27 protein-coding genes and 5 tRNA genes are annotated in these 26,575 nt (G+C 70.0%); 19 read left to right on the top strand and 13 right to left on the bottom strand.

The window, feature by feature from the left end; genetic code table 11:
* On the top strand, window positions 1-599 hold a 599-nt coding region (locus IE140_RS31400; protein ID WP_280118034.1), incomplete at its 5' end, for a carboxyl transferase domain-containing protein.
* Between the two features lie 67 nt (window positions 600-666).
* Window positions 667-870: an acyl-CoA carboxylase subunit epsilon gene (locus IE140_RS31405; protein WP_150196554.1), complete on the top strand. Its 204-nt coding sequence runs from the start codon at window positions 667-669 to the stop codon at window positions 868-870.
* Between the two features lie 77 nt (window positions 871-947).
* Here IE140_RS31405 and IE140_RS31410 read toward each other — a convergent pair whose 3' ends face one another.
* The 8 genes from IE140_RS31410 to IE140_RS31445 all read right to left on the bottom strand — a co-directional run bounded on the left by IE140_RS31410 (window position 948) and on the right by IE140_RS31445 (window position 11,548).
* The gene (locus IE140_RS31410) at window positions 948-1,529 is read right to left on the bottom strand and encodes a GTP-binding protein (RefSeq protein ID WP_014048542.1); all 582 of its coding nucleotides are present in this window, start codon (window positions 1,527-1,529) and stop codon (window positions 948-950) included.
* Complete coding sequence (locus IE140_RS31415) at window positions 1,510-2,154, bottom strand: DUF742 domain-containing protein (RefSeq protein ID WP_093444657.1); 645 nt, start codon at window positions 2,152-2,154, stop codon at window positions 1,510-1,512. The genes IE140_RS31410 and IE140_RS31415 overlap by 20 nt, the downstream gene beginning before the upstream one ends.
* 90 nt (window positions 2,155-2,244) lie before the next feature.
* Window positions 2,245-2,658: a roadblock/LC7 domain-containing protein gene (locus IE140_RS31420; RefSeq protein WP_006127847.1), complete on the bottom strand. Its 414-nt coding sequence runs from the start codon at window positions 2,656-2,658 to the stop codon at window positions 2,245-2,247.
* Between the two features lie 10 nt (window positions 2,659-2,668).
* Window positions 2,669-5,902 carry a sensor histidine kinase gene (locus tag IE140_RS31425; RefSeq protein WP_150198352.1) on the bottom strand — a complete coding sequence of 1,078 codons (3,234 nt, stop codon included), beginning with the start codon at window positions 5,900-5,902 and terminating at the stop codon, window positions 2,669-2,671.
* 362 nt (window positions 5,903-6,264) lie between these two features.
* The gene (locus IE140_RS31430) at window positions 6,265-6,846 is read right to left on the bottom strand and encodes a GTP-binding protein (protein WP_003966011.1); all 582 of its coding nucleotides are present in this window, start codon (window positions 6,844-6,846) and stop codon (window positions 6,265-6,267) included.
* The gene (locus IE140_RS31435; protein WP_032770160.1) at window positions 6,827-7,234 is read right to left on the bottom strand and encodes a DUF742 domain-containing protein; all 408 of its coding nucleotides are present in this window, start codon (window positions 7,232-7,234) and stop codon (window positions 6,827-6,829) included. Before IE140_RS31435 ends, IE140_RS31430 begins: the two co-directional genes overlap by 20 nt.
* Before the next feature lie 135 nt (window positions 7,235-7,369).
* Window positions 7,370-7,783: a roadblock/LC7 domain-containing protein gene (locus IE140_RS31440; RefSeq protein ID WP_006127850.1), complete on the bottom strand. Its 414-nt coding sequence runs from the start codon at window positions 7,781-7,783 to the stop codon at window positions 7,370-7,372.
* 9 nt (window positions 7,784-7,792) lie between these two features.
* Window positions 7,793-11,548, bottom strand: a complete 3,756-nt coding sequence (locus tag IE140_RS31445) for a sensor histidine kinase (protein WP_150196555.1) — start codon at window positions 11,546-11,548, stop codon at window positions 7,793-7,795.
* 581 nt (window positions 11,549-12,129) lie between these two features.
* Between IE140_RS31445 and IE140_RS31450 the strand changes: the two genes are divergently transcribed.
* The 9 genes from IE140_RS31450 to IE140_RS31490 all read left to right on the top strand — a co-directional run bounded on the left by IE140_RS31450 (window position 12,130) and on the right by IE140_RS31490 (window position 16,223).
* Window positions 12,130-12,312 carry a hypothetical protein gene (locus tag IE140_RS31450; protein ID WP_010072272.1) on the top strand — a complete coding sequence of 61 codons (183 nt, stop codon included), beginning with the start codon at window positions 12,130-12,132 and terminating at the stop codon, window positions 12,310-12,312.
* A gap of 258 nt (window positions 12,313-12,570) precedes the next feature.
* On the top strand, window positions 12,571-13,356 hold the full coding sequence (locus IE140_RS31455) for a fumarylacetoacetate hydrolase family protein (protein ID WP_150196556.1): 786 nt from the start codon (window positions 12,571-12,573) through the stop codon (window positions 13,354-13,356).
* Window positions 13,349-14,824, top strand: a complete 1,476-nt coding sequence (gene gltX, locus IE140_RS31460) for a glutamate--tRNA ligase (protein ID WP_050505766.1) — start codon at window positions 13,349-13,351, stop codon at window positions 14,822-14,824. The genes IE140_RS31455 and gltX overlap by 8 nt, the downstream gene beginning before the upstream one ends.
* 97 nt (window positions 14,825-14,921) lie before the next feature.
* Entirely contained in the window at window positions 14,922-15,641 is a 720-nt protein-coding gene (locus tag IE140_RS31465; protein WP_032770155.1) for an HAD family hydrolase, read from the top strand.
* A gap of 88 nt (window positions 15,642-15,729) precedes the next feature.
* A tRNA-Gln gene (locus IE140_RS31470) sits at window positions 15,730-15,801 on the top strand.
* Between the two features lie 37 nt (window positions 15,802-15,838).
* A tRNA-Glu gene (locus IE140_RS31475) sits at window positions 15,839-15,911 on the top strand.
* A gap of 62 nt (window positions 15,912-15,973) precedes the next feature.
* Window positions 15,974-16,046 (top strand) — tRNA-Glu (locus IE140_RS31480).
* Window positions 16,047-16,058: 12 nt separating this feature from the next.
* Window positions 16,059-16,130, top strand: a tRNA-Gln gene (locus tag IE140_RS31485).
* Between the two features lie 20 nt (window positions 16,131-16,150).
* A tRNA-Glu gene (locus tag IE140_RS31490) sits at window positions 16,151-16,223 on the top strand.
* Between the two features lie 175 nt (window positions 16,224-16,398).
* Here IE140_RS31490 and ndgR read toward each other — a convergent pair.
* Window positions 16,399-17,115, bottom strand: a complete 717-nt coding sequence (ndgR, locus tag IE140_RS31495) for an IclR family transcriptional regulator NdgR (RefSeq protein WP_006127859.1) — start codon at window positions 17,113-17,115, stop codon at window positions 16,399-16,401.
* A gap of 173 nt (window positions 17,116-17,288) precedes the next feature.
* On the opposite strand from ndgR, the gene leuC reads away from it, so the two are divergent.
* The 4 genes from leuC (at window position 17,289) to IE140_RS31515 (ending at window position 20,479) form a co-directional block, all read left to right on the top strand.
* The gene (gene leuC, locus IE140_RS31500) at window positions 17,289-18,755 is read left to right on the top strand and encodes a 3-isopropylmalate dehydratase large subunit (RefSeq protein WP_150196557.1); all 1,467 of its coding nucleotides are present in this window, start codon (window positions 17,289-17,291) and stop codon (window positions 18,753-18,755) included.
* Window positions 18,756-18,757: 2 nt separating this feature from the next.
* Window positions 18,758-19,351: a 3-isopropylmalate dehydratase small subunit gene (leuD, locus tag IE140_RS31505; RefSeq protein ID WP_093441011.1), complete on the top strand. Its 594-nt coding sequence runs from the start codon at window positions 18,758-18,760 to the stop codon at window positions 19,349-19,351.
* A gap of 104 nt (window positions 19,352-19,455) precedes the next feature.
* The gene (locus tag IE140_RS31510) at window positions 19,456-19,683 is read left to right on the top strand and encodes an SCO5555 family protein (RefSeq protein ID WP_006127861.1); all 228 of its coding nucleotides are present in this window, start codon (window positions 19,456-19,458) and stop codon (window positions 19,681-19,683) included.
* A 142-nt stretch (window positions 19,684-19,825) separates the two neighbouring features.
* Window positions 19,826-20,479, top strand: a complete 654-nt coding sequence (locus IE140_RS31515) for an HU family DNA-binding protein (RefSeq protein ID WP_006127862.1) — start codon at window positions 19,826-19,828, stop codon at window positions 20,477-20,479.
* 113 nt (window positions 20,480-20,592) lie between these two features.
* On the opposite strand, the gene IE140_RS31520 is transcribed toward IE140_RS31515, so the two are convergent.
* Together IE140_RS31520 and cofC are read right to left on the bottom strand one after the other, a co-directional pair.
* Complete coding sequence (locus IE140_RS31520; protein ID WP_010062008.1) at window positions 20,593-20,796, bottom strand: hypothetical protein; 204 nt, start codon at window positions 20,794-20,796, stop codon at window positions 20,593-20,595.
* Between the two features lie 10 nt (window positions 20,797-20,806).
* A complete protein-coding gene (gene cofC, locus IE140_RS31525) occupies window positions 20,807-21,493 on the bottom strand; it encodes a 2-phospho-L-lactate guanylyltransferase (RefSeq protein WP_189460936.1) in 687 nt (228 codons plus the stop codon).
* 147 nt (window positions 21,494-21,640) lie between these two features.
* Between cofC and IE140_RS31530 the strand changes: the two genes are divergently transcribed.
* From IE140_RS31530 to IE140_RS31540, 3 genes are read left to right on the top strand one after another with little or no spacing between them, the layout of a single operon-like run.
* A complete protein-coding gene (locus IE140_RS31530; RefSeq protein ID WP_150196558.1) occupies window positions 21,641-22,393 on the top strand; it encodes a lysophospholipid acyltransferase family protein in 753 nt (250 codons plus the stop codon).
* Window positions 22,390-23,400 carry an NAD(P)H-dependent glycerol-3-phosphate dehydrogenase gene (locus tag IE140_RS31535; RefSeq protein ID WP_093441008.1) on the top strand — a complete coding sequence of 337 codons (1,011 nt, stop codon included), beginning with the start codon at window positions 22,390-22,392 and terminating at the stop codon, window positions 23,398-23,400. Before IE140_RS31530 ends, IE140_RS31535 begins: the two co-directional genes overlap by 4 nt.
* Window positions 23,401-23,434: 34 nt before the next feature.
* The gene (locus tag IE140_RS31540; protein WP_032770143.1) at window positions 23,435-24,610 is read left to right on the top strand and encodes a D-alanine--D-alanine ligase family protein; all 1,176 of its coding nucleotides are present in this window, start codon (window positions 23,435-23,437) and stop codon (window positions 24,608-24,610) included.
* Window positions 24,611-24,628: 18 nt separating this feature from the next.
* Here IE140_RS31540 and IE140_RS31545 read toward each other — a convergent pair whose 3' ends face one another.
* Both IE140_RS31545 and IE140_RS31550 read right to left on the bottom strand, forming a co-directional pair.
* Entirely contained in the window at window positions 24,629-25,117 is a 489-nt protein-coding gene (locus IE140_RS31545; RefSeq protein ID WP_078567234.1) for a DUF3515 domain-containing protein, read from the bottom strand.
* A 20-nt stretch (window positions 25,118-25,137) separates the two neighbouring features.
* Window positions 25,138-25,371: an Lrp/AsnC family transcriptional regulator gene (locus IE140_RS31550; protein ID WP_006127869.1), complete on the bottom strand. Its 234-nt coding sequence runs from the start codon at window positions 25,369-25,371 to the stop codon at window positions 25,138-25,140.
* Between the two features lie 219 nt (window positions 25,372-25,590).
* On the opposite strand from IE140_RS31550, the gene IE140_RS31555 reads away from it, so the two are divergent.
* Window positions 25,591-26,571, top strand: coding sequence for a thiamine-phosphate kinase (locus IE140_RS31555; RefSeq protein WP_030580400.1), 981 nt, complete (start codon window positions 25,591-25,593; stop codon window positions 26,569-26,571).
* Window positions 26,572-26,575 lie beyond the last annotated feature (4 nt).

Below are 26,575 nucleotides of genomic sequence, written 5' to 3' on the forward strand. Positions count from 1 at the left end.
GCCAGGTCGTCGGTATCGTCGCCAACCAGCCGCAGTCGCTGGCCGGGGTCCTGGACATCGAGGCGTCCGAGAAGGCCGCGCGCTTCGTCCAGATGTGCGACGCCTTCAACATCCCGATCATCACCCTTCTGGACGTTCCCGGCTTCCTGCCGGGCGTCGACCAGGAGCACGGTGGGATCATCCGCCACGGCGCCAAGCTCCTGTACGCCTACTGCAACGCCACCGTGCCGCGGATCTCGCTGATCCTGCGGAAGGCCTACGGAGGCGCGTACATCGTCATGGACTCCCAGTCCATCGGGGCCGACCTCACCTACGCCTGGCCCACCAACGAGATCGCGGTGATGGGTGCCGAGGGCGCGGCCAACGTGATCTTCCGCCGCCAGATCGCGGACGCCGAGGACCCCGAGGCCATGCGCGCCCGCATGGTCAAGGAGTACAAGGCCGAGCTGATGCACCCCTACTACGCGGCCGAGCGCGGTCTGGTCGACGACGTGATCGACCCCGCCGAGACCCGCGAGGTGCTCATCGCCTCGCTCGCCATGCTCCGCAACAAGCACGCCGACCTGCCGTCCCGCAAGCACGGCAACCCCCCGCAGTAGTCGCCCCGCAGCGGCGCGATCCGCCGCACGGTCCACGACAGCTGCCGAGAAGACGGAGACACCCACCATGAGCCTCAACCCCGCCGAGTCCGTCCTGCGCGTCGAGAAGGGCCACGCGGCCCCCGAGGAGCTGGCGGCCATCACCGCCGTCCTGATGGCCCGTGCCGCCGCCCGGCCGGCCGCCCCCGCCCACCGGGGCCGTGACACCGCCGGCTGGCGCCGCCTGGAGCGCACGCCGGGCTTCCGCGCCCCGCACAGCTGGCAGGGCTGACCACTCAGTCGTTACGAGAAGGGCCCCGCACTCCTCAGGAGTGCGGGGCCCTTTCGCGTACCGGACCGGCGGGTGTCCTAGCGCAGGCGCGCCATCAGGGCGTGCTCGACCAGCGTGATGAGCGCGCTCTTGGCGTCCGCGCGGTGGCGGGCGTCCGTCGTCAGGATCGGGGTGTCCGGCCCGATCTGGAGCGCCTCGCGGACCTCGTCGGGGGTGTAGGGCTGGTGTCCGTCGAAGCCGTTGAGGGCGATGACGAAGGGGAGGCCGCTGTTCTCGAAGTAGTCGACGGCGGGGAAGCAGTCGGCGAGACGGCGGGTGTCGACGAGGACGACGGCGCCGATGGCGCCGCGGACCAGGTCGTCCCACATGAACCAGAACCGGTCCTGCCCGGGCGTACCGAACAGGTACAGGATCAGGTCCTGGTCCAGGGTGATACGTCCGAAGTCCATGGCCACCGTCGTGGTGGTCTTGTCCCCGGTGTGGGTCAGATCGTCGATGCCCGCCGAGGCGGACGTCATCACGGCTTCGGTGCGCAGCGGGTTGATCTCCGAGACGGCACCGACAAACGTGGTCTTACCCACGCCGAAGCCCCCTGCCACCACGATCTTCGCCGAGGTAGTGGAGCGGGCCGCTCCGCCGCTAGAGCTTGCGAAGTCCACTGAGCACCCTTTCGAGCAGTGTCACATCTGGCTGGCCGCCGGCGGCCTCGTCGCCGCCGGGCTGATGGATAGCGACGAGTCCGGCCTCGGCCAGGTCGGCGACGAGGATCCGGGCAACGCCGAGGGGGATCGAGAGAAGGGCCGAGACCTCGGCGACCGACTTGATCTCGATGCAGAGCCGGCAGATCCGCTGGTGCTCGGGCAACTGCCCTTGCAGCCGGGCCGGATCGGCCGTCGTGCTGACCAGTGCCTCGATGGCGAGCTGGTACCGCGGTCGGGTCCGGCCGCCGGTCATGGCGTACGGACGGACCAGCGGGTTGTGCGCGGCGGGCTTGGCGGGCTCGGGAGCCCGCCGCTGCTGCACCGGCTGAATGCGCGGCTGCTGGGACGTGTCGTGCCGCTGCTGCGGTTGCTGCGGCCATCCCGCACCCGGCTGCTGCTGGGGCCACTCGGACCCCGGGCCGCCGGGCGCACCCTGCTGCTGGTGCTCCTGCTGCTGATATGGCTGATACTGCCCGGGTCCCTGACCACCGGATGCGGCAGGGAAGCCGAAACGGTTGTCACCGTGCTCACCCGGAACCCTCTGGTCACCGTTGTATGGGTGCCCGCCTGTGGGTGTTGCCACGTTTCCTCCTCCGACTGCCGGTCGCCGATCCCAGTGGGGCCGCGCCACCGCACTTTATGGTGCGGTGGCGAGAAACGCACTGTCTGTCTACTAGTTAAGAAGACTTCCCTGAAGTTCGGCGCGGAGGTCCGGAGTCAGGACACTGCCCGCGCGGTCCACCAGAAGGGCCATTTCGTACCCAACCAGACCGATATCGGCGTCCGGGTGGGCCAGAACGGCGAGCGAAGATCCGTCGGAGATGGACATGATGAAGAGGAATCCCCGCTCCATCTCCACAACGGTCTGATTCACGGCGCCGCCCTCGAAGATCCGCGAGGCGCCCGCGGTCAGCGACGTCAGACCGGAGGCGACAGCCGCCAGCTGGTCGGCGCGGTCGCGCGGGAAACCTTCGGACATCGCCAGCAGGAGTCCGTCGGCGGAGACCACCACCGTGTGCGACACCCCGGGGGTGTTGTCCACGAAATTGGTGATCAACCAGTTGAGATTCTGCGCCGCCTGGCTCATCGGGCTCACACTAACGCTCCTGGTTGTAGGTGGTACTGGTGTCCGACCCCGCGCTGCGTCCCCGCTGGATCCCCCGCCGCAGGTTGCTCAACCTGCCGCGGACGTCCTCGGGGGCGCGGGAGACCTGTGGGCCGCCCTGCTGGGTCTGCTCCGCCGTGCCCTCGACCAGGTTGGCCTTGGGTACGCGCCGGGGGAGACCGGAGGGGGTGATTCCGCCCGCCTTCGGCTCACGGAGCTTCTCGGCCCGCTCCCAGCGCTCGTCGTTCGTCGAGCGCCAGTCGTCGGAGCCGTCCCCGTCCGTCTGCGGGTCCTGCCGCTGTTCCTGCTGCGGGCGGGGCCGCTGGGCCGGAGCGGGCTGGTCGTTGCCGCGGCCGCCGGGGCCGGGCTGCCAGTGCTGCTGACCGCCGCGGCGCGGCAGACCGGCTTCGGTCAGCTCGTGGCCGACGTTCGGGGTGGGTCCCGGACGGTCGAAGCCTACGCGCTCCGAAGGCTCCGCGGGCGTGCTCGGAACAGATTCCGGTTCGGCCTGGGCGATCGGCTCATAACTGTTCTGGAAACCGTTCTGAACAGGCCAGTCATCCTGGTGGGACGGGTCCGCCGGGGCCGGGTACGCATCGGCGTACTGCCCCTGCCGGCCGTCCGGGACGGCATATGCCGATTCCGCGTAGCCGTCCTGCGGCTGCTGCTGAGCCTGCTGGTCCTGCTGCGGGTAGCCGTCCCCGGCGCCGTACTGCTGCTGCTCGTACGAGCCCTGGTACTGCTGCTGCCCGTACTGGTCCTGGCCGTACGACTCGTCGGCGTAGCCCTGCTGCTGAGACTGCTGCTGGTCGCCGTACGGGTCGCCCGCGAACGACTCCGGCGCGTAGCCCTGCTGTTCCCGGGCGTTGTCCGCGAAGGGGCCGCCGGCGCCCGTCTGGGCCTCCAGGGCCGCCCTGCGCTCCTCGCGCATCAGCGAACGGTTGACGGGGTCCAGCTGACTCGGGTCCGCCTGGGTCTCGTAGCGCGAGTCGTCGAAGCCCAGCTCCGCCGCCGTGCGCATCGGGGCCTGGTGCGGAGCCGGATCGAAGGCCGACTGCTGCTCGGGGATGATCGAGGAGACGGTGAAGTCGTCCTGGCCGCCCTGCGGATCGCCACCGCCACCGTGGGTGATGACGTCCGGCAGCATGACCAGCGAGGTGGTCCCGGCCTGCTCGCCCGAGGGGCGCAGCTGCACCCGGATCCCGTGCCGGTCGGCCAGCCGGCCGACCACGAACAGGCCCATGCGCTGGGACACCGCGGCGTCCACGGTCGGCGGGTTGGCCAGCTTGTGGTTGATGTCGGCGAAGTCCTCGGCGGTGAGGCCGATGCCCTTGTCGTGGATCTCGACCATGACACGGCCGTCGGGCAGCCGGGTCGCGGTGACCTTGACCTTGGTCTGCGGCGAGGAGAACGTGGTGGCGTTCTCCAGCAGCTCGGCGAGCAGGTGCACGAGGTCGGTCACGGCCCGCCCGTGGATCTCGGCCTCGGGGACGCCGGAGAGCTCGATGCGCTCGTAGGACTCCACCTCGGAGGAGGCGGCCCGCAGGACGTCCACCAGCGGCACCGGCTGGTCCCAGCGGCGGCCGGGCTCCTCGCCCGCGAGGACGAGGAGGTTCTCGCCGTTGCGGCGCATACGGGTCGCCAGGTGGTCCAGCTTGAAGAGGCTCTCCAGCTGGTCCGGGTCGGCCTCGTTGTTCTCCAGGTCGGTGATGAGGGTCAGCTGGCCCTCGATGAGCGACTGGTTGCGGCGCGAGAGGTTCGTGAAGATCGCGTTGACGTTGCCCCGCAGCATGGCCTGCTCGGCGGCGAGCCGGACGGCCTCGCGGTGGACCTGGTCGAAGGCGCGGGCGACCTCGCCGATCTCGTCCTGCGTGGTGATCGGGATCGGCTGCACCCGGGTGTCGACCCGGCCCGGGTCGGTGCGCGAGAGCTGGTCGACGAGGGAGGGCAGACGCTGCTCGGCGATGCCGAAGGCGGCAGTGCGCAGCTGGCGCATCGAGCGGCTCATCTGGCGGGCCATGAGCCCGGCCAGGATGAACGCGGCAAGCAGCGCGATGACGACGATGAGGCCGTTGACGATGGCGTCGGTCTTGGCGTCGGAGGAGATGTTCGCGGCCTCGTTCACCGCCTTGCTGACCAGCTCGTCCTCGACGGTGGCGTACCCCTCGAACTTCGCGGTCGCCGCGGCCATCCAGGTCTCGGGCGTGATGCCCTTCTTCGCCAGCTCCGCGGGGTCCTGGCCCTTGCCGATCTCCTGGGCCATGCCGTCGAAGACCGAGCCGTCGATGCTCGGCGGCGCCACGAAGGGCTTGCCCGCGGCCTCGGCCTGCTCCTTGGCGGCCTTCAGCTGCCTGGAGCCCTCCGCGGCCTTGCCGGCCATGACCTGCTTGAGGCGGTCGACGTCGGCCTCGGTACCACCGGAGTTGAACTCGCCGAGAGCGATCTGCTCCAGGTAGTTGTACGAGCCGAAGGCCTTGACCTGGGCGTCGTAGGTGGCGGGCTTCTTGCTCGGGCGCACCAGGAGGTGCATGCCGATGGAGCGCTGAAGCGATTCTGCAGCCTTGGACAGCTCGATCGCGTAGACCGTACGGCCGTAGCTGGTGATGTTGCCGGTACCGAGGCCGAGCTCGTTGGAGAACTCCATCAGCGAGTGCTGGACCTGTACGTAACCCTCTTCGGTCTTCACCGGGTCCAGGGCCTGCGAATAGGCGGCCTTGCGCAGCTCGGGAAGCTTGGGCTCCTCGCCCTTGAAGAGCTTCAGGCGGCGCTCCAGACCGGGCTTGGACGGCATGTCCTTCACAGCGGCGTCGAACTTCCGCGCGGCCTCGTCCGTGGTGGCCCGGGTCTGCTCGACCACATCGGCGTCACGGTCGCCCGAGAGCAGCGGCTGGGCGGTGAGGTCCCGCTCGTTCAGCAGCGCCTGCCCGTAGTCGGACGCGGCGCGCACGACGACGGCGATCTTCTCGGCCTCCTGGGCCTCGCCCCACGTGTCGATGGAGCCCTTCACCTGGAAGCCGCCCATGACCAGGCCGACCAGCACCGGGATCAGGAGGATCGCGTTCAGCCGGGTGGCCACCCGCCAGTTGCGCGGGGACAGCCGACTGGCGTTGCCCGCAGCCGCGGACTCCGTGCCGGACACATCCGCAGGGGACGCCGCAGCGCGCGGCGGCGGGGTGAAGTTGCCCCGCTCGGGCTGCGCCGCGGAGCCCTCGTTGCTTCGCCTCACTCGACCAACAACCTCTCGGCGTCGGCACCTACGTTGTGCCGGATTATTTCGTTCAGGGCCGTACTACTGGGGAGTTCGTCGCATTGCAGCACGGGGACCGGTCCCGTTCCAAACACTCGGAATCACCGATTCCGAGTGGCCCAGACCTCAGATAAATCGGACATAAAGAGCGAGCCCCGTCAAAAGGCGGGGCTCATGTGAGCGCAGTGGCACCGAATGGATGCATCGGGTGGCGGTGCGGAGTCAATTCTCTGTCGAAACGTTATGAACGCGGGGGCGGATCGTGTCAAACGACACAGGCCGCCCCCGCGTGACTACTGCAACTTCCGTATACCGATATCGACTTGTGCCTGGTGGGAGTGCTACTTCAGGCGTGCCATCAGGGCGTGCTCGACCAGCGTGATCAGGCCGCTCTTGGCGTCCGCGCGGTGCCGGGCGTCCGTGGTGATGATGGGTGCGTCGGGCCCGATCTGGAGCGCTTCGCGGACCTCGTCGGGGGTGTAGGGCTGGTGTCCGTCGAAGCCGTTGAGGGCGATGACGAAGGGGAGGCCGCTGTTCTCGAAGTAGTCGACGGCGGGGAAGCAGTCGGCGAGACGGCGGGTGTCGACGAGGACGACGGCGCCGATGGCGCCGCGGACCAGGTCGTCCCACATGAACCAGAACCGGTCCTGCCCGGGCGTACCGAACAGGTACAGGATCAGGTCCTGGTCGAGCGTGATGCGGCCGAAGTCCATGGCGACGGTCGTCGTCGTCTTGTCCCCGGTGTGGGTCAGATCGTCGATGCCCGCGGACGCCGACGTCATGACGGCCTCGGTGCGCAGCGGGTTGATCTCCGACACGGCCCCGACGAACGTGGTCTTGCCCACGCCGAAGCCGCCCGCCACCACGATCTTCGCCGAGGTGGTGGCGCGGCCCGTACCGCCGCTAGAGCTTGCGAAGTCCACTGAGCACCCTTTCGAGCAGTGTCACATCCGGCGCGCCGCCGGCCTCTCCGTTGCCCGGCTGGTGGATGGCCACCATGCCGGCTTCCGCCAGGTCCGCCACCAGGATCCGCGCGACGCCGAGCGGCATCGACAGCAGTGCCGACACCTCCGCCACCGACTTGACCTCACGGCAGAGGTGGCAGATCCGCTGGTGCTCGGGGAGCAGGGTCCCCAGAAGCGCGGGGTCTGCCGTCGTGCTGACCAGTGCCTCTATCGCGAGCTGATAGCGCGGCCGGGTCCGGCCGCCGGTCATGGCGTAGGGGCGAACCAGCGGCTGGTCGCCTTCCCCGTCGTACGACGCGTGGTGCAGTGCGCCGTACGGATCGGGTGAGGCGGGTGGCGGGGTCATGAATCCTCCGGGCGTGACAGCAGGTTCTCGGCTTGCCGTCTGCAAGGGGCCGGTGAGGGGACTAAAGCGGCCTGTCGGGTGAGGGTTGTGGGCATTACCTGGGGGGATCGTGTCGTGAATCCGCTGGATGGCCGTCTAGTGGAGCAGACTGCCTTGGAGCTCGGCGCGGAGATCGGGCGTGAGGACGGTGCCGGCACGGTCGACCAGGAGGGCCATTTCGTACCCGACCAGACCGATGTCGGCGTCCGGGTGGGCCAGAACGGCCAGCGACGAGCCGTCGGAGATGGACATGAGGAAGAGGAATCCCCGCTCCATCTCCACAACCGTCTGACTGACGGCGCCGCCCTCGAAGATCCGGGACGCACCCGCGGTCAGCGAGGTGAGACCCGACGCGACAGCGGCGAGCTGGTCGGCGCGGTCGCGCGGAAATCCTTCGGACATCGCCAGCAGCAGGCCATCCGCGGAGACCACCACCGTGTGGGACACCCCTGGGGTGTTGTCCACGAAGTTGGTGATCAGCCAGTTCAGATTCTGCGCGGCCTGACTCATGGGGCTCAACTAACGCTCCTGCTGGTGAGTGGGGCCGAGATGGAAACTGCCGGTCTGCGAGCCGTTGTTGTTGGCCTGCCGACCCTGCTGGATGCCCCGGCGGAGATTGGTCAGACGACCGCGCACGTCATCGGGCGCGCGCGAAACCTGAGGTCCGGACTGGTGATTCTGCTGCTGTGCGGTCCCCGGAACCAAATTGGCGCGGGGAACACGGCGAGGCAGCCCGGAAGTGGTGACCCCGCCGGCGGCGGGCTTCTTGACCCGTTCGGCCTGGCGTACGAGTTCGTCGTTGGGCGAGGCCCGCCACGAACTGGTGACCGGGGCCTCGTCCGCACCGCGCTGCGGCAGCGGCGGAACCGGCACACCGGTGGACTCCGGAGCGGCCGGCGCCTGCGGTTCGGCGGCCGGCTGCTGACCGCCCTGGCCCGGACCGTGGAACCAGTTCGTCTCCAGCGTGTCGTACAGCGGCGTACGGCCGTCCCCGGGCCCGGCCGGCGGCAGGGCCTCCGGCTGCTGCGGCTGCTGGGGGAGCGCCGGACGGTACGGCGCCTCGCCCGCCGGGGAGGCGGACGGACGCGGTGCGCCGAAGTCGTTGCCACGCGACGCGGGCAGCTGGTGACCCTGGCCCTGCTGGGGCTGGTGCGGGACACCGAAGTCCGGCCGGGCGAACTGCGCGGTGCTCGCCGGGTCCTGGCCCTGCGGAGCCTGCTGCGGGTACGAGCGGTCCTGCGGAGCCTCCTGGCCCGGGAAGTCGGGCCGGGCGAACTCGGAGGTGGCGCCGGGACCCTGGCGGTCGTCCGAGGGCCGCTGGTTCGGCGGGGCGTTGAACGACGGGTCCTGGCCGGGGCCCGCCGGACGGGCGAACTGCCCGGTCGCGTCGTGCTCCTCGTGACCGCGCGGCGCGTCGGCGCCCCAGCTGGTGGTGGCGGGACGCTGCGGCTGCGGGTTGCCCCCGGGCAGCTCGGCACGCGGCCCACCGGGCGGCGGCAGCTGACGGCCGGGGCCGCCGGGCTGCTGGAAACCGCCCTGATCCTGGCGGCCCTGGGACTGCTGCGCCTGGCCGGGCTGGTCCTGGCGGCCGTTCTGGCCCTGCTGGTTCTGCCAGCCGGACGGGGCCTGCTGGTTCTGCGGTGCGAACTGGCCCGGGCGGCCGTTCTGCCCGGAGGGCGCCGGAGCGCCGTGCCCGAACAGGTTGGGCTGCGCGGCGTCACCGCGGCCGGGCGCATCGCCCTGCGGGCCTTCCTGGGCGCCGCGGGCGCCGAGCCGGGCGCTGTTGCCGAAGGCTCCGGAGAGGCCGCCGCCCTGGCGCTGCGGAGCCGGGCCCTGGCCCGGGAAGTCCTGGCCGGGGCCGCCGTTGTCCGGTCGGCCGCCGCCCTGCGGGCCCTGCGGCCGGCCCGCCGAGCCGTCCCGGGCCGGCAGCGCCGCCCGGGGACCCGCGCCGGCGCCGACCTGGCCGCGCTGAGCGCCGCCGAGGCTCTTGGCGCCCGCACCGCCCGGACCGCTGCCGAGACCGGCGCGCTGGGCGTTGCCCGCACCGTTGCCGTTGCCGTTGCCCGCGAGCAGACCGCCCTGGGCGCCGGACTGCTGACCGGGGCCCTGCTTGGACGGCGGCTGCTTGCCGCCGTGCGCGACGTCGACGGGCAGCATGACCAGCGCGGTCGTACCGCCGGAGTCGGAGGGGCGCAGCTGGATCCGGATGCCGTGACGCAGCGACAGCCGGCCGACCACGAACAGACCCATGCGGCGGGAGACGGAGACGTCCACCGTCGGCGGCTGCGCGAGCCGCTCGTTGATCGCCGCGAGGTCCTCGGGGGAGAGGCCGATGCCGGTGTCGTGGATCTCGACCAGGACGCGGCCGTCGGGCAGCGCGTGACCGGTGACCTTGACCTTCGTCTGCGGCGAGGAGAACGACGTGGCGTTCTCCAGCAGCTCGGCGAGCAGGTGCACGAGGTCGTTGACGACGCGGCCGGCGACCTCGGTGGCGGGCACCGCGGACAGCTCGATGCGCTCGTACTGCTCCACCTCGGACGCGGCGGCGCGGAGCACGTCGACCAGCGGGACGGGGCGGGTCCACCGGCGGCCCGGCTCCTCGCCCGCGAGGACGAGGAGGTTCTCACCGTTCCGGCGCATACGGGTCGCGAGGTGGTCGAGCTTGAAGAGCGAGGACAGCTGGTCCGGGTCGGCCTCGCGCGACTCCAGCTCGGAGATGAGCGAGAGCTGGCGCTGGATGAGGCCCTGGGAGCGGCGCGAGAGGTTGGTGAACATCGCGTTGACGTTGCCCCGGAGGAGGGCCTGCTCGGCGGCGAGGCGGACGGCCTCGCGGTGCACGTCGTCGAAGGCCGCGGCCACCTGGCCGATCTCGTCCCGGGAGTGCACGCCGACCGACTCGACGGAGGTGTCGACGTCCTGCGGGTCGGTCTCGGAGAGCTGCTTGACGAGCTCGGGCAGCCGGTCCTGGGCGACGCGGGTGGCGGTGTCCTGGAGGCGGCGCAGGGACCGGATCATGGAGCGGGCCACCACGAAGGCGCCGACGAGCGAGACGCCGAGCACGATGAAGATGACCGCACCGTTGACGATCGCGTCGCGCTGGGAGGCCTGGCGCAGCTCGCGGGCCTTGGCCTCCATGTCGCTGAGGAGGGTGGCCTCGATCGTCTCCATGGCCTTGATCTTGATGGTGCTCTGGTCGTACCAGTCCAGGTACGACCGGACCTGCTTGCCCTCGATCCCGTTCGTGGTGTCCAGGATCCGCTTGGCGTACATGTTCCCGGCGTTGATCTCCGGGTTGCCGTTGTCCAGGGGCGCCATGAGCTCTTCGGCGCTCTGCCCGGTCGTCGCGTAGATCTGCTTGAACGACCTGAGGGCGCGGGACTCCTTGGCGAGCGCGTTGGAGCCGAACTGCCGGTCGTTCTGGTTCAGGTGCGGTTCCTTGACCGAACCGCCGGGAAGCGCCGCGGCGATGATCGCGCGCTGGACGGAGGCGTACTCCTTGGCGGAGGAGAACGCCGCCAGGGCCCGGGTCCGCTTGATCATGTCCGGGTTGCTGGTCGCCTGCGCCATGTCCTGCGAGAGGCTCAGCAGCGAGGTGATCAGCTGGCTGTACTGGTCGATCGTGTTGAGACTCGGCGAGCCCTCCTCGTACGCCGTCTTGCGGATCGTACGGATGGTGCCGAGCTGGGAGGCGATCGACGAGATGCTCGCGTGGATGCTCTCCAGCGACTCGTCGCCCTCGGAGTCACCGATCGTGTCGGTCTCGTCGAGGAAGGCGTCCTTGGCGCGGTCGGTCTTGTCCCGGGGCCCGGTGACCTTGTAGTCGGTGGGCTTGGACTTGTTCGACAGCGGACCGGCCGACTGGTCGCGCTCCACCTGAAGAGCCTGGGCGAGCGAGGTCGCCTGCTTGGTCATCTTCGTCAGCAGCTGCATGTGCTCCAGCTGCTGCATGTCGGTCATCGACTCCTGGATCCGCAGACCGCCGAGGCTGGTCGCGGCGACCACCGGGAGGGCGAGGAGCGAAACCAGTCGCGTACTGATGCGCCAGTTACGGAGCGCTATTCGCGAGCCCGTGTCGACCGGGCCCCGCGGCTGTGCGGCCGTGTCCGGCTCCGCACCGCTCGTCGTGGAGCCCGGGCGCTGCGCACGGTCGCTGTTGTCGCCGGCAGCGGCCGGCCCGGGGTTCTGGGCGTGCTGGGGCGAGGAACCGCGGTCGGTCCCGCCGCGCGGCTCCTGTTCCGCCGGAGCGCTGCCATCCCTCTTGAAACGTCCCTGCACTAGCGTCGCAACCTCTGGACCAGGCGTCCCGCCCGCGTGTGCGGACAGAACGGTGTCGGCGTCGTGGGGCGCTGGACGCGCCCCATGGTGGTCGTGTGAGTGACCGGCGTACTCCCCCTCCCGCCGCCACTCGGCGCTGCGTTGCGCCCCTGCGCGCCGGCCTGAAACCCGCGGCGGTGCGTGGAATTCCAGCACAGTGCAGGATCTCCAACAAGGCCCATGTACCGGGCTGTGACCTGCGTGACACGTTGTGATGAACGAGTAACAAGCAGTGGAGAGTGATCGTGGGTAAAGCGGACTTTTACGGAGGACTTACCTAGGGGTGGGGGGTGTCCCAGTCGAGATGATCAGGGGCGGAATGGTGGATTCAGTGATGCAATGTCCGTTTCCCGGATCGCGATGCGCCGCCCGAAATGCGTCAATTGTCGATTAGTTCGTGAGCAAACTCACATGATGATCGTCGCCTCATCCCGGCTCCGGCGGGGAATCGGATGTTTAGCCTGACGCTTTACAGGGATGGCGAATCCGACAAGCCGGCGCCGCAACGAGCGACGCCCTCACCGACAGGGTCCTGACGGCAGATGAAGACGACGACGATGTTCCGCAACATTGCCAACCCCCGGCGCACCACGCTGGCGCACCTCAAGGACGCCGAAGCGCTGCAGACGCCGTTCCTGCCGGAGCACGCCGCCGACCTGCCGAACGTCACGGCCAACCCGCGCCGCACCATCCTCATGGAAGCCCCGGTCGCGGTCGCCCAGTAGGTCCCCGGGGAATGCGCGAGGCTGTGCCCCCTCACGGCGCCAGCGCCTCGCCCGGCCCGGATCGCCCCGTCGCGCCGCCCAGCACGCACGCTCGCGGCGTTGGCCAAACGCCCTGGTAGCTCCGCTACAAGGGCCTTCGGCCGCCTTGCGATCGCACGCACTGGACGACGCTCCTTTTGGGGCGATCCGCGCCGGGCGAGGCGCTAGCCTGGAGCGTCAGTCTTCAGCCAGCCAGCAAGTGAGGGGCGACAGCATCCCGTGCGCATCGCCAGGTTCTCCATCGACGGCAATGTCGCCTTCGGCGCCGTCGAGGGGCAGGGCACCGTGGAATCCGGTGACCTCGTCCTCGACATCATCAAGGGCATTCCGTACGCCGACTTCGAGCTCTCGGGCACCAAGGTCCCGCTGAACAAGGTCCGGCTGCTGCCCCCCGTGCTCCCCAACAAGGTCGTGGCCATCGGCCGCAACTACGCGGAGCACGCCGCCGAACTCGGCCACGAGGTCCCCGAAGCGCCGATCACCTTCTTCAAGCCCACCACCTCGGTGATCGGCTCCGGCGACGCGATCGAGTACCCCTCCTTCTCCGAAGAGCTGCACCACGAGGCCGAGCTGGCCGTGGTCATCGGCCGCATGTGCCGCGAGGTCCCCCGCGAGCGTGTCAAGGACGTCGTCCTCGGCTACACCTGCGCCAACGACGTCACCGCCCGCGATGTGCAGAAGCGCGAGAAGCAGTGGGCCCGTGCCAAGGGCTTCGACACCTCCTGCCCGCTGGGCCCCTGGGTGGAGACCGACGTGGACCCCCACGACCTCACCATCCAGGCGACGGTCAACGGCGAGCAGCGGCAGCTCGGCCGCACCAGCGACATGGTCCGCTCCATCGAGGACCTGGTCGTCCACATCACGGAGGCCATGACCCTCCTCCCGGGCGACGTCATCCTCACGGGCACCCCCGCAGGGGTCGGACCCCTGCACGTCGGCGACGAGGTCGCCGTCACCATCGAAGGCATCGGCACTCTCACCAACAAGGTGATCAAGCGTGGCTAACGCACCCGTACGCGTCCGTTTCTGTCCCTCCCCGACCGGCAACCCGCACGTGGGCCTGGTCCGGACGGCGCTCTTCAACTGGGCCTTCGCCCGGCACCACCAGGGCACCCTGGTCTTCCGGATCGAGGACACCGACGCGGCGCGCGACTCCGAGGAGTCCTACGAGCAGCTGCTCGACTCGATGCGCTGGCTCGGCCTGGACTGGGACGAGGGCCCCGAGATCGGCGGCCCGCACGCCCCCTACCGCCAGTCGCAGCGGATGGACCTGTACAAGGACGTCGCCGAGAAGCTCCTCGCCGCCGGGTACGCCTACCCCTGCTACTGCACCACCGAGGAGCTGGACACCCGCCGCGACGCAGCCCGCGCCGCAGGCAAGCCCTCCGGCTACGACGGCCACTGCCGCGACCTCACCGCCGAGCAGAAGGCGGCGTACGAGGCCGAGGGCCGCACCTCGATCGTCCGTTTCCGGATGCCCGACGAGGCCATCACCTTCACCGACCTGGTCCGCGGCGACATCACCGTCCAGCCGGAGAACGTCCCGGACTACGGCATCGTCCGCGCCAACGGGGCCCCGCTCTACACCCTGGTCAACCCGGTCGACGACGCCCTGATGGAGATCACCCACGTCCTGCGCGGCGAGGACCTGCTCTCCTCCACCCCGCGCCAGATCGCCCTGTACCGGGCGCTCATCGAGCTGGGCATCGCCAAGGACACCCCCGCCTTCGGCCACCTGCCGTACGTCATGGGCGAGGGCAACAAGAAGCTCTCCAAGCGCGACCCGCAGGCCTCCCTCAACCTCTACCGGGAGCGCGGCTTCCTCCCCGAGGGCCTGCTGAACTACCTCTCGCTGCTCGGCTGGTCGATCGCCGAGGACCGCGACATCTTCTCGGTGGACGAGCTGATCGCCGCGTTCGACATCGAGGACGTCAACGCCAACCCGGCCCGCTTCGACCTCAAGAAGGCCGAGCACATCAACGCCGAGCACATCCGCATGCTCGACGTGAAGACCTTCACCGAGGCCTGCGGCCCCTGGCTGAAGGCCCCCTTCGCGCCCTGGGCCCCCGAGGCCTTCGACGCGGAGAAGTGGACCCGGATCGCCCCGTACGCCCAGACCCGGGTCACGGTGCTCTCCGACATCACCGACAACGTCGACTTCCTGTTCCTCGACGAGCCGGTGGAGGACGAGGCCTCCTGGACCAAGGCCATGAAGGGCGACCCGGTGGCCCTGCTCACCACCGCCCGCGCCAACCTGGAGGCGGCCGACTGGAGTGACCCCGAGTCGCTGAAGAACGCCGTCCTGACCGCCGGTGAGGCCCACGGCCTCAAGCTCGGCAAGGCCCAGGCCCCCGTCCGCGTCGCCGTCACCGGCCGTACCGTCGGCCTGCCGCTCTTCGAGTCCCTGGAGATCCTGGGCCGCGAGAAGAGCCTGGCCCGCGTGGACGCCGCGCTGGCGAAGCTGGCCGCGTAAGCGGACCGGACACCTCCGAGGAGGGCCGCAGCCGACCGGCTGCGGCCCTCCTCGTTTTTCCCTCCGCCACGGCCCGCCGACGGCTACCGTGAGATCCATGCCGATCCGCGCCGTGCTCTGGGACATCGACGACACGATCTTCGACTACGCGGGCGCCGACCGCACCGGTATGCGGCTCCACCTGGAGGGCGTGGGACTGCCCGAGGCGTACGCATCGGTCGAGGAGGCACTCGACGACTGGAAGGCGATCACCGACCGGCACTGGGCGCGCGTCGCCGCCGGGGAGACGGACTTCCTCGGGCAGCGCCGGGACCGGGTGCGGGAGTTCCTCTCGCGGGCCCTTGACGACGCCGAGGCCGATGACTGGTTCGCCGGCCACGTCACCCACTACGAGGCCGCCTGGACGCTCTTCCCGGACGTACTGCCGGCCCTGGACCGCTTGGCGACCGACTACCGGCACGCGATCCTCTCCAACTCCAGCACCGGCCACCAGCACCGCAAACTCACCGCGCTCGGCGTCCGGGACCGCTTCGAGGCGATGGTCTGCGCCGTGGAGCTCGGTATCTCCAAGCCGGAGGCCGGCGCCTTCCACGCGGCCTGCGAGGCGCTCGCGCTGGAGCCGCACGAAGTGGCGTACGTGGGCGACGAACCGGACATCGACGCGAGCGGCGCCGTCGCCGCCGGACTCACCGGCATCTGGCTCGACCGCCGGGGCAGGGGCGGACGCTCCGATCTCGTGCGGATCACCGGGCTCGACCAGCTGCCGGGGCTGCTGGCAGGCGATACCCGTTTTGGAGCGCCGGACACCTTCGGGTAATGTTCTTTCTGCGCCGCCCGAGCGGGCCGAAAGATCCGGCCGGGAAGCGCAAAAAGAAGTGAAGCCCCCACCAGGGGTTGCATTTCAGTGGGCTATGGTGTAATTGGCAACACTACGGTTTCTGGTACCGTCATTCTAGGTTCGAGTCCTGGTAGCCCAGCGCAGTACAGCAAGACCAGTAGTATCCAGCAGGACAAGCCCCCGTTGTGTAGCGGCCTAGCACGCTGCCCTCTCACGGCAGTAGCGCCGGTTCGAATCCGGTCGGGGGTACAGATCCTTCCCGCGAGAACATCATGGGTCGCACCCATCGCTCTCGATGCAGGATCGCTAGGGCCCCCGTTGTGTAGCGGCCTAGCACGCTGCCCTCTCACGGCAGTAGCGCCGGTTCGAATCCGGTCGGGGGTACTTGTCTCACCATGGGCTATGGTGTAATTGGCAACACTACGGTTTCTGGTACCGTCATTCTAGGTTCGAGTCCTGGTAGCCCAGCGCAAGTCAGCAGTAACCACGCCCCCGTTGTGTAGCGGCCTAGCACGCTGCCCTCTCACGGCAGTAGCGCCGGTTCGAATCCGGTCGGGGGTACAACAGAGCAGTGCGGAAAGGCCCTTCACCTCGGTGAAGGGCCTTCTTCGTTGCCTCTGCGCAGGCAACACCCCTACGCCCCACGGCAGTTCGAGCGGGGCAGAGAAGAAAAAGGGCCGCCACGGCGCTGGGGCGGCCTTCCGGAACGGAGGGACAAAGAGGTTGGGGCGAGCCGTCAGCCCGAGCGGCGCAGGGCCTCGGTCAGCCGCGCCGCCGAGTCGATGACCGCCTGGGCGTGCATCCGGCCCGGGTGACGGGTCAGCCGCTCGATGGGTCCGGAGATCGAGACCGCGGCGACCACTCGGTTCGACGGGCCGCGCACCGGAGCGGAGACCGAGGCCACGCCCGGCTCCCGCTCGCCGATCGACTGGGCCCAGCCCCGCCGCCGTACGCCGGAGAGCGCCGTCGCCGTGAAGCGGGCGCCCTGGAGGCCCCGGTGCAGGCGCTCCGGCTCCTCCCAGGCCATCAGGATCTGGGCGGAGGAGCCCGCCTTCATCGTGAGCGTGGAGCCGACCGGCACCGTGTCCCGGAGCCCGGACAGCCGTTCCGCCGCCGCCACGCAGATACGCATGTCGCCCTGCCGGCGGTAGAGCTGCGCGCTCTCGCCGGTGATGTCGCGCAGGTGGGTGAGCACCGGTCCGGCCGTGGCTAGCAGGCGGTCCTCGCCCGCCGCGGCTGCCAGTTCCGACAGCCGGGGGCCGAGAATGAACCGGCCCTGCATGTCCCTCGCCACCATCCGGTGGTGTTCCAGTGCCACGGCCAGTCGATGGGCCGTGGGCCGTGCGAGCCCGGTCGCCGCGACCAGCCCGGCGAGGGTGGCCGGACCGGACTCCAGGGCGCTCAATACCAGAGCTGCCTTGTCGAGAACGCCGACGCCGCTAGAGTTGTCCATACGACGATACTCCCGTCTCACTCTGTGAAACGCAAGTTCAATTTTCGGCGGAAGTTGCGAACCTGTAGAAGCGGCCGCACAACGGCTCGTAGCCACCGCCCCGCACGGGGGTCCGGACGGAGGCGCACCGATCTCTAGTTGGGCCGGCGAAGACGCCGGCCGGAGGGAAAGCGATGGGTAGGACACTCGCGGAGAAGGTCTGGGACGACCACGTCATCCCCAAGCTCTCGGCTCCGCTCGACCAGGGGAGCCCCCAATCGCGCGCTGCGGGCGAGCCCGACCTTCTCTTCATCGATCTGCACCTGCTGCACGAGGTGACCAGCCCGCAGGCCTTCGACGGACTGCGGCAGGCCGGACGCCCGGTACGGCGCCTCGACCTCACCATCGCCACCGAGGACCACAACACCCCGACCCTCGACATCGACAAGCCGATCGCGGACCCCGTCTCCCGCGCCCAGCTGGAGACGCTGCGCAAGAACTGCGCGGAGTTCGGCGTCCGGCTGCACCCGCTGGGCGACGTCGAGCAGGGCGTCGTGCACGTGGTCGGCCCGCAGCTGGGGCTGACCCAGCCCGGCACCACCGTGGTCTGCGGCGACTCCCACACCTCCACGCACGGCGCGTTCGGGGCGCTGGCGTTCGGCATCGGCACCAGCCAGGTCGAGCACGTCCTGGCCACCCAGACGCTGCCGCTGGCCCGCCCGAAGACCATGGCCATCACGGTCGAGGGCGAACTGCCCGACGAGGTCACCGCGAAGGACCTGATCCTGGCGATCATCGCCCGGATCGGCACCGGCGGCGGCCAGGGCTACATCCTCGAATACCGCGGCTCCGCCATCGAGAAGCTCTCGATGGAGGCCCGGATGACCATCTGCAACATGTCGATCGAGGCGGGCGCCCGCGCCGGCATGATCGCCCCCGACGCCACCACGTACGACTACCTCAAGGGCCGCGACCACGCCCCGCAGGGCGAGGACTGGGACGCCGCCGTCGCGTACTGGAACACCCTGCGCTCCGACGACGACGCCGTGTTCGACGCCGAGGTCGTCATCGACGCCGCCGAACTGGCCCCGTTCGTCACCTGGGGCACCAACCCCGGCCAGGGCGCGCCCCTGTCGGCCAGCGTCCCCGACCCGGCCTCGTACGAGGACGCCTCGGAGCGCCACGCCGCCGAAAAGGCCCTGGAGTACATGGGGTTGACCGCCGGACAGCCGCTGCGCGAGATCAGCGTCGACACCGTCTTCGTAGGTTCGTGCACCAACGGCCGCATCGAGGACCTGCGCAACGCGGCCTCGGTCCTGGACGGCCGCAAAGTCGCCGACGGCGTACGCATGCTGGTCGTCCCCGGCTCCGTACGGGTCGCCCTCCAGGCCGTCTCCGAGGGCCTGGACAAGGTCTTCACCGAGGCCGGCGCCGAATGGCGGCACGCGGGCTGCTCGATGTGCCTCGGCATGAACCCCGACCAGCTGGCCCCCGGCGAGCGCTCCGCCTCCACCTCGAACCGCAACTTCGAGGGCAGGCAGGGCAAGGGCGGCCGCACCCACCTGGTCTCGCCCCAGGTCGCCGCCGCCACCGCGGTGCTGGGCCATCTGGCCTCGCCCGCCGACCTGTCCGACGCCCGTACCCCCGCCGGAGTCCGATAGCCATGGAAGCCTTCACCACGCACACCGGCCGGGTCGTCCCGCTGCGCCGCAGCAACGTCGACACCGACCAGATCATCCCCGCCCACTGGCTGAAGAAGGTCACCCGCGACGGGTTCGAGGACGGCCTCTTCGAAGCCTGGCGCAAGGACGAGAACTTCGTCCTCAACCGCCCCGAACGCCAGGGGGCCTCGGTCCTGGTCGCCGGTCCCGACTTCGGTACGGGCTCCTCCCGCGAGCACGCGGTCTGGGCTCTGCAGAACTACGGTTTCAAGGCGGTCGTCTCCTCTCGCTTCGCCGACATCTTCCGGGGCAACTCGCTGAAGAACGGCCTGCTCACGGTGGTTCTGGAGCAGAAGGTCGTCGACGCCCTCTGGGAGCTGACGGAGGCCGACCCGACCGCCGAGGTGACCGTCGACCTGGAGGCGCGGCAGGTCCGCGCCGAGGGCGTCACCGCCGACTTCGAGCTGGACGAGAACGCCCGCTGGCGGCTGCTCAACGGCCTCGACGACATCAGCCTCACCCTTCAGAACGAAGCGGACATCGCCGCGTACGAGGCGTCCAGGCCCGCCTTCAAGCCGCGTACCATTGCCGCCTGAGCAGCGCTTTTCCAGGACTGCGCCCCCTGCCTCCCGGCAGGGGGCGCAGTCGCTTGTTGAGACCCCGTCGGGCGACAACTCGCCCCAGATGGCACAATCGGTGCATGGAACGCGACAGCCAACTCAAGCTCTATGGCCAAGTCGCCGACCAACTGAAGGAAGCGCACGCGAAGGTGCGTGCACTGCAAGTCCCGGAGGGCGTACGGATGGCGCTGACCCGGAAGCTGCTGGTCGTCACGGCCGCGGCGAAGCACGATCTCCCGGACGCGGCAAGGCGTCTGGACCGGTTGATGAAGGACCTCGATGAGGGCCGATTCCCCGAAGGTGACTGACACGTGGAACTGCGCATCGGTCGACTTCGTTGCGGCACTAGGGTGATTAGCCCGTTTCGTGTTTGATTTGCGGTATATATCTGCCTAACGTGCGAAAAAGCTTGAACACTTTCGTTCTGGCAATGTCTCCGAAGGGGAAGACGTGAACAAGGCGCAGCTCGTAGAAGCGATTGCCGACAAGGTCGGCGGCCGTCAGCAGGCCGCGGACGCCGTCGACGCGGTACTCGACGCGATCGTCCGTGCCGTTGTCGCCGGGGACCGTGTCTCGGTCACCGGCTTCGGCTCGTTCGAGAAGGTCGACCGCCCCGCCCGGTACGCCCGCAACCCGCAGACGGGTGAGCGCGTCCGGGTCAAGAAGACCTCGGTGCCCCGCTTCCGTGCGGGCCAGGGCTTCAAGGACCTGGTGAGCGGCTCGAAGAAGCTCCCCAAGAACGACGTGGCCGTCAAGAAGGCCCCCAAGGGCAGCCTCTCGGGCGGATCCTCCGCCGCCCGTACGACGGTGAAGGCCGCCGCAGCCAAGAAGTCGGCCGCCAAGAAGGCCACCGCGAAGAAGACCACGGCCAAGAAGACGACGGCGGCGAAGACCACCGCCGCGAAGAAGACCACGGCCAAGAAGACGACCGCGACGGCGAAGAAGACGTCCGCGGCCGCGAAGAAGGCCACCCCGGCCAAGAAGGCCACGGCCACCGCCAAGAAGACCGCGCCCGCCAAGAAGGCCACGGCGAAGAAGGCGCCCGCGAAGAAGACCACGGCGCGCAAGACCACGGCCAAGAAGGCCACCGCACGCAAGAAGTGAGCTCCGGGCACCCGCCCGCTCTTCACAACGCGCCGGGCCGGGCTCCCCTACCGGGGGAGCCCGGCCCGCGGGCTGTCCGGGCCCGGTTCGGCGCAGGGCCCGTCCGACCGTTTCTAGAACGTCTGCAGCGTCACCAGCGTGATCCGCAGGGCCGCACCCTCGCCCTCGCCCTCGATGCGCACCCGCTGCCCGGGCCGCAGCAGCAGCAGACCGCCCGCGTCGAAGGCCGCGGCGTCGAACTCCACCGGGGTGCCGTCGTCCAGCAGCACACTGCCGCCACGGGTCTCGGGGTCGTACGTGTACGAGGTCGCCTGCATGGGCGGCAGCCTATCGGTCACGGGCGAAGGCGGGCACGGCCGCGAGCCGCGCCGTGTGCGGCCCCACTCCCAGGGCCAGGGCGACCCGCAGGTCCTCGCCCGTGTCCACGTCCCGGCGCACCGAGTCGACGCCGGACAGCGCTATTTCCACGGCGCCCGACGCCAGATGCCGGGACCCGGACGGACCGCCGAAAGCCGGACGGAATTCCGCACCGCTCGCAGCGGCCAGAAATGTCGTCCCGATTCCCGCCGCGTCCCGGAGAAAAGCGCTGGGAAAAGCGGAGGCAAAATCGAGCACCCGCGCCAATTCACCGGTGCGCAGCGCCGGCAGGTCCGCGTTGAGCGCGGCCACCGCGGCGGCGGGCCGCAGGGCCCGCAGCGAGCGCGCGCCGTGTGCCAGCGCCGCGTTGAGCCCGGCCCCCGGGGCGTCCGGCACGATCCGCGCCCCGAGTGCCGAAAGGGCGGCCGCGGCCACGGCGTCGTCCGTGACGACCACCACATCCCGCACCCGGGAACAGGCCAGCGCCGCGGCCACCGTGTCCTGGGCGAACGCCAGGGCCAGCAGGGGCCGCGCATCCTCGCCCGCCGCCCGCCCCAGGCGGCTCTTGGCCCGGGCGAGCGGCTTCAGCGGAACGACCAGGGACCAGGGCCCGGCCGGATCGGTGTTCGTGGCGATCTCCCCCTCCGTACGCGTCAGGACTTATTCTCGCCTGCCGGTACGACAACCCGGAGGCCCGCCGCCGGACGTGAGGCGTACGGTGTTCTCGACAGAGCAGGGGTCTGGGGCGAGACTTGACCGTCAGTAGCCAGGCAGCAGGTTGAAATCCTTAAGGAAGGTATCCAAGTGTCCCGCCGCAGAATCGGCTTCTGGTACCGCCTGGCGGCGGTCATCGCCAAGCCGCCACTGGTGGTTCTGTTCAAGCGCGACTGGCGGGGGATGGAGAACATTCCGGCCGACGGCGGATTCATTACCGCCGTCAATCACAACTCCTATCTGGACCCGCTCTCCTACGGCCACTTCCAGTACAACACCGGGCGGGTGCCCCGGCTCCTGGCGAAGGCCGGCCTCTTCCGTACCCCGTTCGTCGGGATGATGCTGCGCGGCACCGGCCAGATCCCCGTCTACCGCGAGACCACCAACGCCCTGGACGCCTTCCGGGCCGCCGTGGAGGCCATCGAGCGCGGCGAGTGCGTCGCCTTCTACCCCGAGGGCACCCTCACCCGGGACCCCGACATGTGGCCGATGGCCGGGAAGACCGGGGCCGCCCGGGTCGCCCTGATGACCAAGGCGCCCGTCATCCCCGTCGCCCAGTGGGGCGCCAACCTCGCGATGCCGCCGTACGCCAAGCAGCGCAAGTTCCGGCTCTTCCCCCGCAAGACGCTCCAGGTGCAGGCCGGGCCGCCCGTCGACCTCAGCCGCTTCCACGGCCTGGAGCCGACGCCCGAGGTGCTGCGCGAGGCGACCGAGGTCATCATGGCGGCGGTCACCCGCCAGCTGGAGGACCTGCGCGGCGAGAAGGCGCCCGCCGAGCTCTACGATCACCGCAAAGCCCGTGCTGAACAACGGCGCAGGGCCCAGGGAAAGGGACCCACGTGACGCACCCCGTAAAAGCAGCCGTCTTCGGAACCGGCTCATGGGGTACGGCCTTCGCCGTGATCCTCGCCGACGCGGGCTGCGACGTTACCCTCTGGGGCCGCCGCGCCGAGGTCGCCGAGGCCATCAACACCACGCACACCAACCCGGACTACCTCCCGGGCATCGCGCTGCCCGACACCATCCGCGCCACCACCGACGCCGCCGAGGCCCTGCGCGAAGCGGAGTTCGCCTTCCTCGTCGTGCCCTCCCAGACACTGCGCGCCAACCTCGCCGACTGGGCCCCGCATCTGGGGCCGGACACCGTCCTGGTCTCCCTGATGAAGGGCGTCGAGCTGGGCACCGCCGAGCTGATGAGCGAGGTGATCGCCGACGTCACCAAGGTCTCCGCCGACCGCATCGCCGTCGTCTCGGGCCCCAACCTGGCCAAGGAGATCGCGGAGCGCCGCCCCGCCGCGGCCGTCGTCGCCTGCTCCGACGAGTCCGTCGCACAGCGCCTCCAGGCCGCCTGCCACACCGCGTACTTCCGCCCGTACACCAACACCGACGTGGTCGGCTGCGAGCTCGGCGGCGCCGTGAAGAACGTCATCGGCCTCGCCGTCGGCATCGCGGACGGCATGGGACTCGGCGACAACACCAAGGGCTCCCTCATCACCCGGGGCCTCGCCGAGACCACCCGACTGGGCCTGGCCATGGGCGCGGACCCGTTGACGTTCTCCGGCCTCGCCGGACTCGGCGACCTGGTGGCCACCTGCTCCTCGCCGCTCTCGCGGAACCACACCTTCGGCACCAACCTCGGCCGCGGCATGACGCTCCAGGAGACGATCGCCGTCACCAAGCAGACCGCCGAGGGCGTCAAGTCCTGCGAATCGGTCCTCGACCTGGCCCGCAGGCACGGGGTCGACATGCCCATCACCGAGACCGTCGTCTCGATCGTCCACGAGGGCAAGTCCCCGGTCGTCGCCGTCAAGGAGCTGATGTCGCGGAGCGCCAAGGCCGAGCGACGCTGACGCCGCTCTTACCAGCAGGTACGCTCATCGCGATATGAGCAGCGAGAACCTCCCCCAGAGCCCTGAGCGCCGCGAGAGCCCTGAGCAGCAGCGCCGCAAGCCGCGTGTGGCTGTCGTGTTCGGCGGCCGCAGCTCCGAACACGGCATCTCGGTCGTCACGGCCGGCGCAGTCATGAAGGCCATCGACCGGACGAAGTACGACGTCCTGCCGATCGGTATCACGGCGGACGGCCGCTGGGCGCTCACCGCCGACGAGCCCGAACGCATGGCCATCACTGACCGCAAGGTCCCCGACGTGGACCTGCTCACCGAGTCCGCCGAGGGCAGCGTCGTGCTCTCCGTCGACCCGGGCAGCCGCGAGGTCGTCTACACCGAGCCCGGCGCGGTGCCCAAGGCGCTGGGCGAGGTCGACGTCGTCTTCCCCGTGCTGCACGGCCCGTACGGCGAGGACGGCACCCTCCAGGGCCTTCTCGAACTCTCCGGAGTGCCCTACGTCGGCGCGGGTGTCCTCGCCTCCGCCGTCGGCCAGGACAAGGAGTACATGAAGCGCGTCTTCATCTCCTACGGGCTGCCCGTCGGGCCCTACGAGGTCGTCCGGCCCCGCGAGTGGGACAACGACCCCGCCGCCGCCCGCAAGCGGATCGTGGACTTCGCCGGCGAGCACGGCTGGCCGCTGTTCATCAAGCCCGCACGCGGCGGCTCCTCGATGGGCATCACCAAGGTCGACGGCCTCGAAGGCCTCGACGAGGCGATCGAGGAGGCCCGCCGCCACGACCCGAAGTTCCTCGTCGAGTCGCTGCTGCGCGGCCGGGAGATCGAGTGCGGGGTGCTGGAGTTCGAGGACGGACCGCGTGCCAGCGTGCCCGCCGAGATCCCGCCGGTCACCGCGCACGACTTCTACGACTTCGAGGCCAAGTACATCGACTCGGCCACCGGTCTGGTGCCGGCGCCGCTCACCGAGGAGCAGACCGCCGAGGTGCAGCGGCTCGCCGTCGCCGCCTTCGACGCGGTCTCCTGCGAGGGCCTGGTGCGCGCCGACTTCTTCCTCACCGATGACGGCACCTTCGTCATCAACGAGATCAACACCCTGCCGGGCTTCACCCCGATCTCCATGTACCCGCGCATGTGGCAGGAGAGCGGCGTGAGCTACCCGGAACTGGTCGACCGGCTGATCCAGGCCGCGTTGACCCGCTCCACCGGACTGCGCTGAGGCGAGCGGCGGGGAGACTCAGAGCCGGTTCGGCACCGTCTTCGCGACCGGACCGGCGAACGAGGCCAGCGGCGTGATGTCGTGGGCGTACGTCGAATCCAGCGTGACCTCGACGTACGCCTTGCGGTACGTGGTGGTGAACCGCGGACCGGATCCCTCGGGCTGCTCCAGCATCCACTGCACCCCGTCCGCCTCGACGCCCTCCGACTGGGGGTCGTCCATCTTCGCGGGCCGGGGGACCCCGCAGCGCAGTACGATCGCCCCGTCCCCCCAGCCGGCGGTCAGCTCCGAATCGGGGGAGGGGTCACTGCGTTCCAGTTCGAGGATCGTCTCCGGCAGTTCCTCGTGCAGGGCCTCGCAGTACGCGGCGGCCTCCGCGGACGGTGTGGGAACCGGGACCGACGGCTGGGCGTCGCTGAGGGAACAGCCCGCCGCGGCCAGCACGAGCACGGCAGCGGACGGACCGAGGAATATCGAGCGGGGGGAACGGCGGGCGGATGACGTCACCGGCCCAGCCTAGACGGGGGTCAGAGGTGGACGACCGGGCAGGTCAGGGTCCGTGTGATGCCGTCCACCTGCTGCACCTTGGCGACCACCATGCGGCCGAGTTCATCGACCGTGTCTGCCTGGGCCCGCACGATCACGTCGTACGGACCGGTGACGTCCTCTGCCTGGATGACTCCCGGAATCTTGGAGATGGTCTCGGCGACGATCGACGCCTTGCCCACCTCGGTCTGGATGAGGATGTACGCCTGTACCACGGAACCTCCAGGGCGGCCACGAGGATCATGTGGGGGAAAGGGACGCCACGTTATCGCGTTGCCGCGGGCCGCGGGGAGACCTACGGGCCGGATGCCGCCCACAGCGTGGCGTACAGGGCACAGAAGTTGACGTATCTCTTGACGGTACCGACAGCACAGACGGCTCGCGACCGGGGGCCCGGACGGGTGTCCGGGGCGATAAAGGAGAGGTGAGACTCGGTGAAGGGAACCGTGGGCGAGTTGGGGGAGTTCGGGCTCATCAGAGAGCTCACGTCCCGGCTCACCACCACTCCGGCGGTACGGCTGGGGCCCGGCGACGACGCCGCGGTCGTGGCCGCCCCCGACCGCAGGGTCGTGGCCAGTACGGACATCCTGCTGGAAGGGCGGCACTTCCGCCGTGACTGGTCGACGGCGTACGACGTCGGCCGCAAGGCAGCCGCCCAGAACCTCGCCGACATCGCGGCGATGGGTGCCGTGCCCACCGCGCTGCTCCTCGGCCTCGTCGTCCCCGCCGACCTCCCCGTCACCTGGGCCGCCGAGCTGATGGACGGCCTGCGCGACGAATGCCAGGTGGCGGGCGCGGCCGTGGTCGGCGGCGATGTGGTGGGCGGCGACACGATCACCGTCTCCATCACCGCGCTCGGCGACCTGCGCAACCACGAACCGGTCACCCGGGGCGGTGCCCGCCCCGGCGACGTCGTCGCGGTCACCGGCTGGCTCGGCTGGTCGGCGGCCGGTTACGCGGTGCTCTCCCGCGGCTTCCGCTCGCCCCGCGCCTTCGTCGAGGCCCACCGCCGCCCCGAACCGCCGTACCACGCGGGCCCCGCTGCCGCCGGACTCGGCGCCACCGCCATGACCGACGTCAGCGACGGCCTCGTCGCCGACCTCGGGCACATCGCGGAGGCCAGCAAGTGCCGGATCGACCTGCGCTCCGGGCTCATCGACATCCCCTCGCAGATGTCCGACATCGGCCAGGCCGTCGGCGTCGACCCGCTCCAGTGGGTGCTGACCGGGGGAGAGGACCACGCGATCGTGGCGACCTTCCCGCCCGACGTGAAGCTCCCCGCCCGCTGGAAGGTGATCGGCGAGGTCCTCAACCCCTCCGCCCTGCCCCAGGTCACCGTGGACGGCGCCCCCTGGACCAGCAAGGGCGGCTGGGACCACTTCGGCTCCATCGAGGACGCCCACCCGCCCCGCTGAGCAT

The organism is Streptomyces parvus, from assembly GCF_014648875.1.
Taxonomy (GTDB): domain Bacteria; phylum Actinomycetota; class Actinomycetes; order Streptomycetales; family Streptomycetaceae; genus Streptomyces; species Streptomyces parvus.

Bases quoted from the DNA above. Each gene is read 5' to 3' on its own strand.
- IE140_RS31440 (WP_006127850.1), bottom strand. From the start codon at position 7,783: ATGAGTCAGGCCGCGCAGAATCTGAACTGGCTGATCACCAACTTCGTG.
- IE140_RS31405 (WP_150196554.1), top strand. From the start codon at position 667: ATGAGCCTCAACCCCGCCGAGTCCGTCCTGCGCGTCGAGAAGGGCCAC.
- IE140_RS31420 (WP_006127847.1), bottom strand. From the start codon at position 2,658: ATGAGCCAGGCGGCGCAGAATCTCAACTGGTTGATCACCAATTTCGTG.
- leuD (WP_093441011.1), top strand. From the start codon at position 18,758: ATGGAAGCCTTCACCACGCACACCGGCCGGGTCGTCCCGCTGCGCCGC.
- IE140_RS31435 (WP_032770160.1), bottom strand. From the start codon at position 7,234: ATGACCCCGCCACCCGCCTCACCCGATCCGTACGGCGCACTGCACCAC.
- IE140_RS31540 (WP_032770143.1), top strand. From the start codon at position 23,435: ATGAGCAGCGAGAACCTCCCCCAGAGCCCTGAGCGCCGCGAGAGCCCT.
- leuC (WP_150196557.1), top strand. From the start codon at position 17,289: ATGGGTAGGACACTCGCGGAGAAGGTCTGGGACGACCACGTCATCCCC.
- IE140_RS31510 (WP_006127861.1), top strand. From the start codon at position 19,456: ATGGAACGCGACAGCCAACTCAAGCTCTATGGCCAAGTCGCCGACCAA.
- IE140_RS31465 (WP_032770155.1), top strand. From the start codon at position 14,922: ATGCCGATCCGCGCCGTGCTCTGGGACATCGACGACACGATCTTCGAC.
- ndgR (WP_006127859.1), bottom strand. From the start codon at position 17,115: ATGGACAACTCTAGCGGCGTCGGCGTTCTCGACAAGGCAGCTCTGGTA.
- IE140_RS31520 (WP_010062008.1), bottom strand. From the start codon at position 20,796: ATGCAGGCGACCTCGTACACGTACGACCCCGAGACCCGTGGCGGCAGT.
- IE140_RS31450 (WP_010072272.1), top strand. From the start codon at position 12,130: ATGAAGACGACGACGATGTTCCGCAACATTGCCAACCCCCGGCGCACC.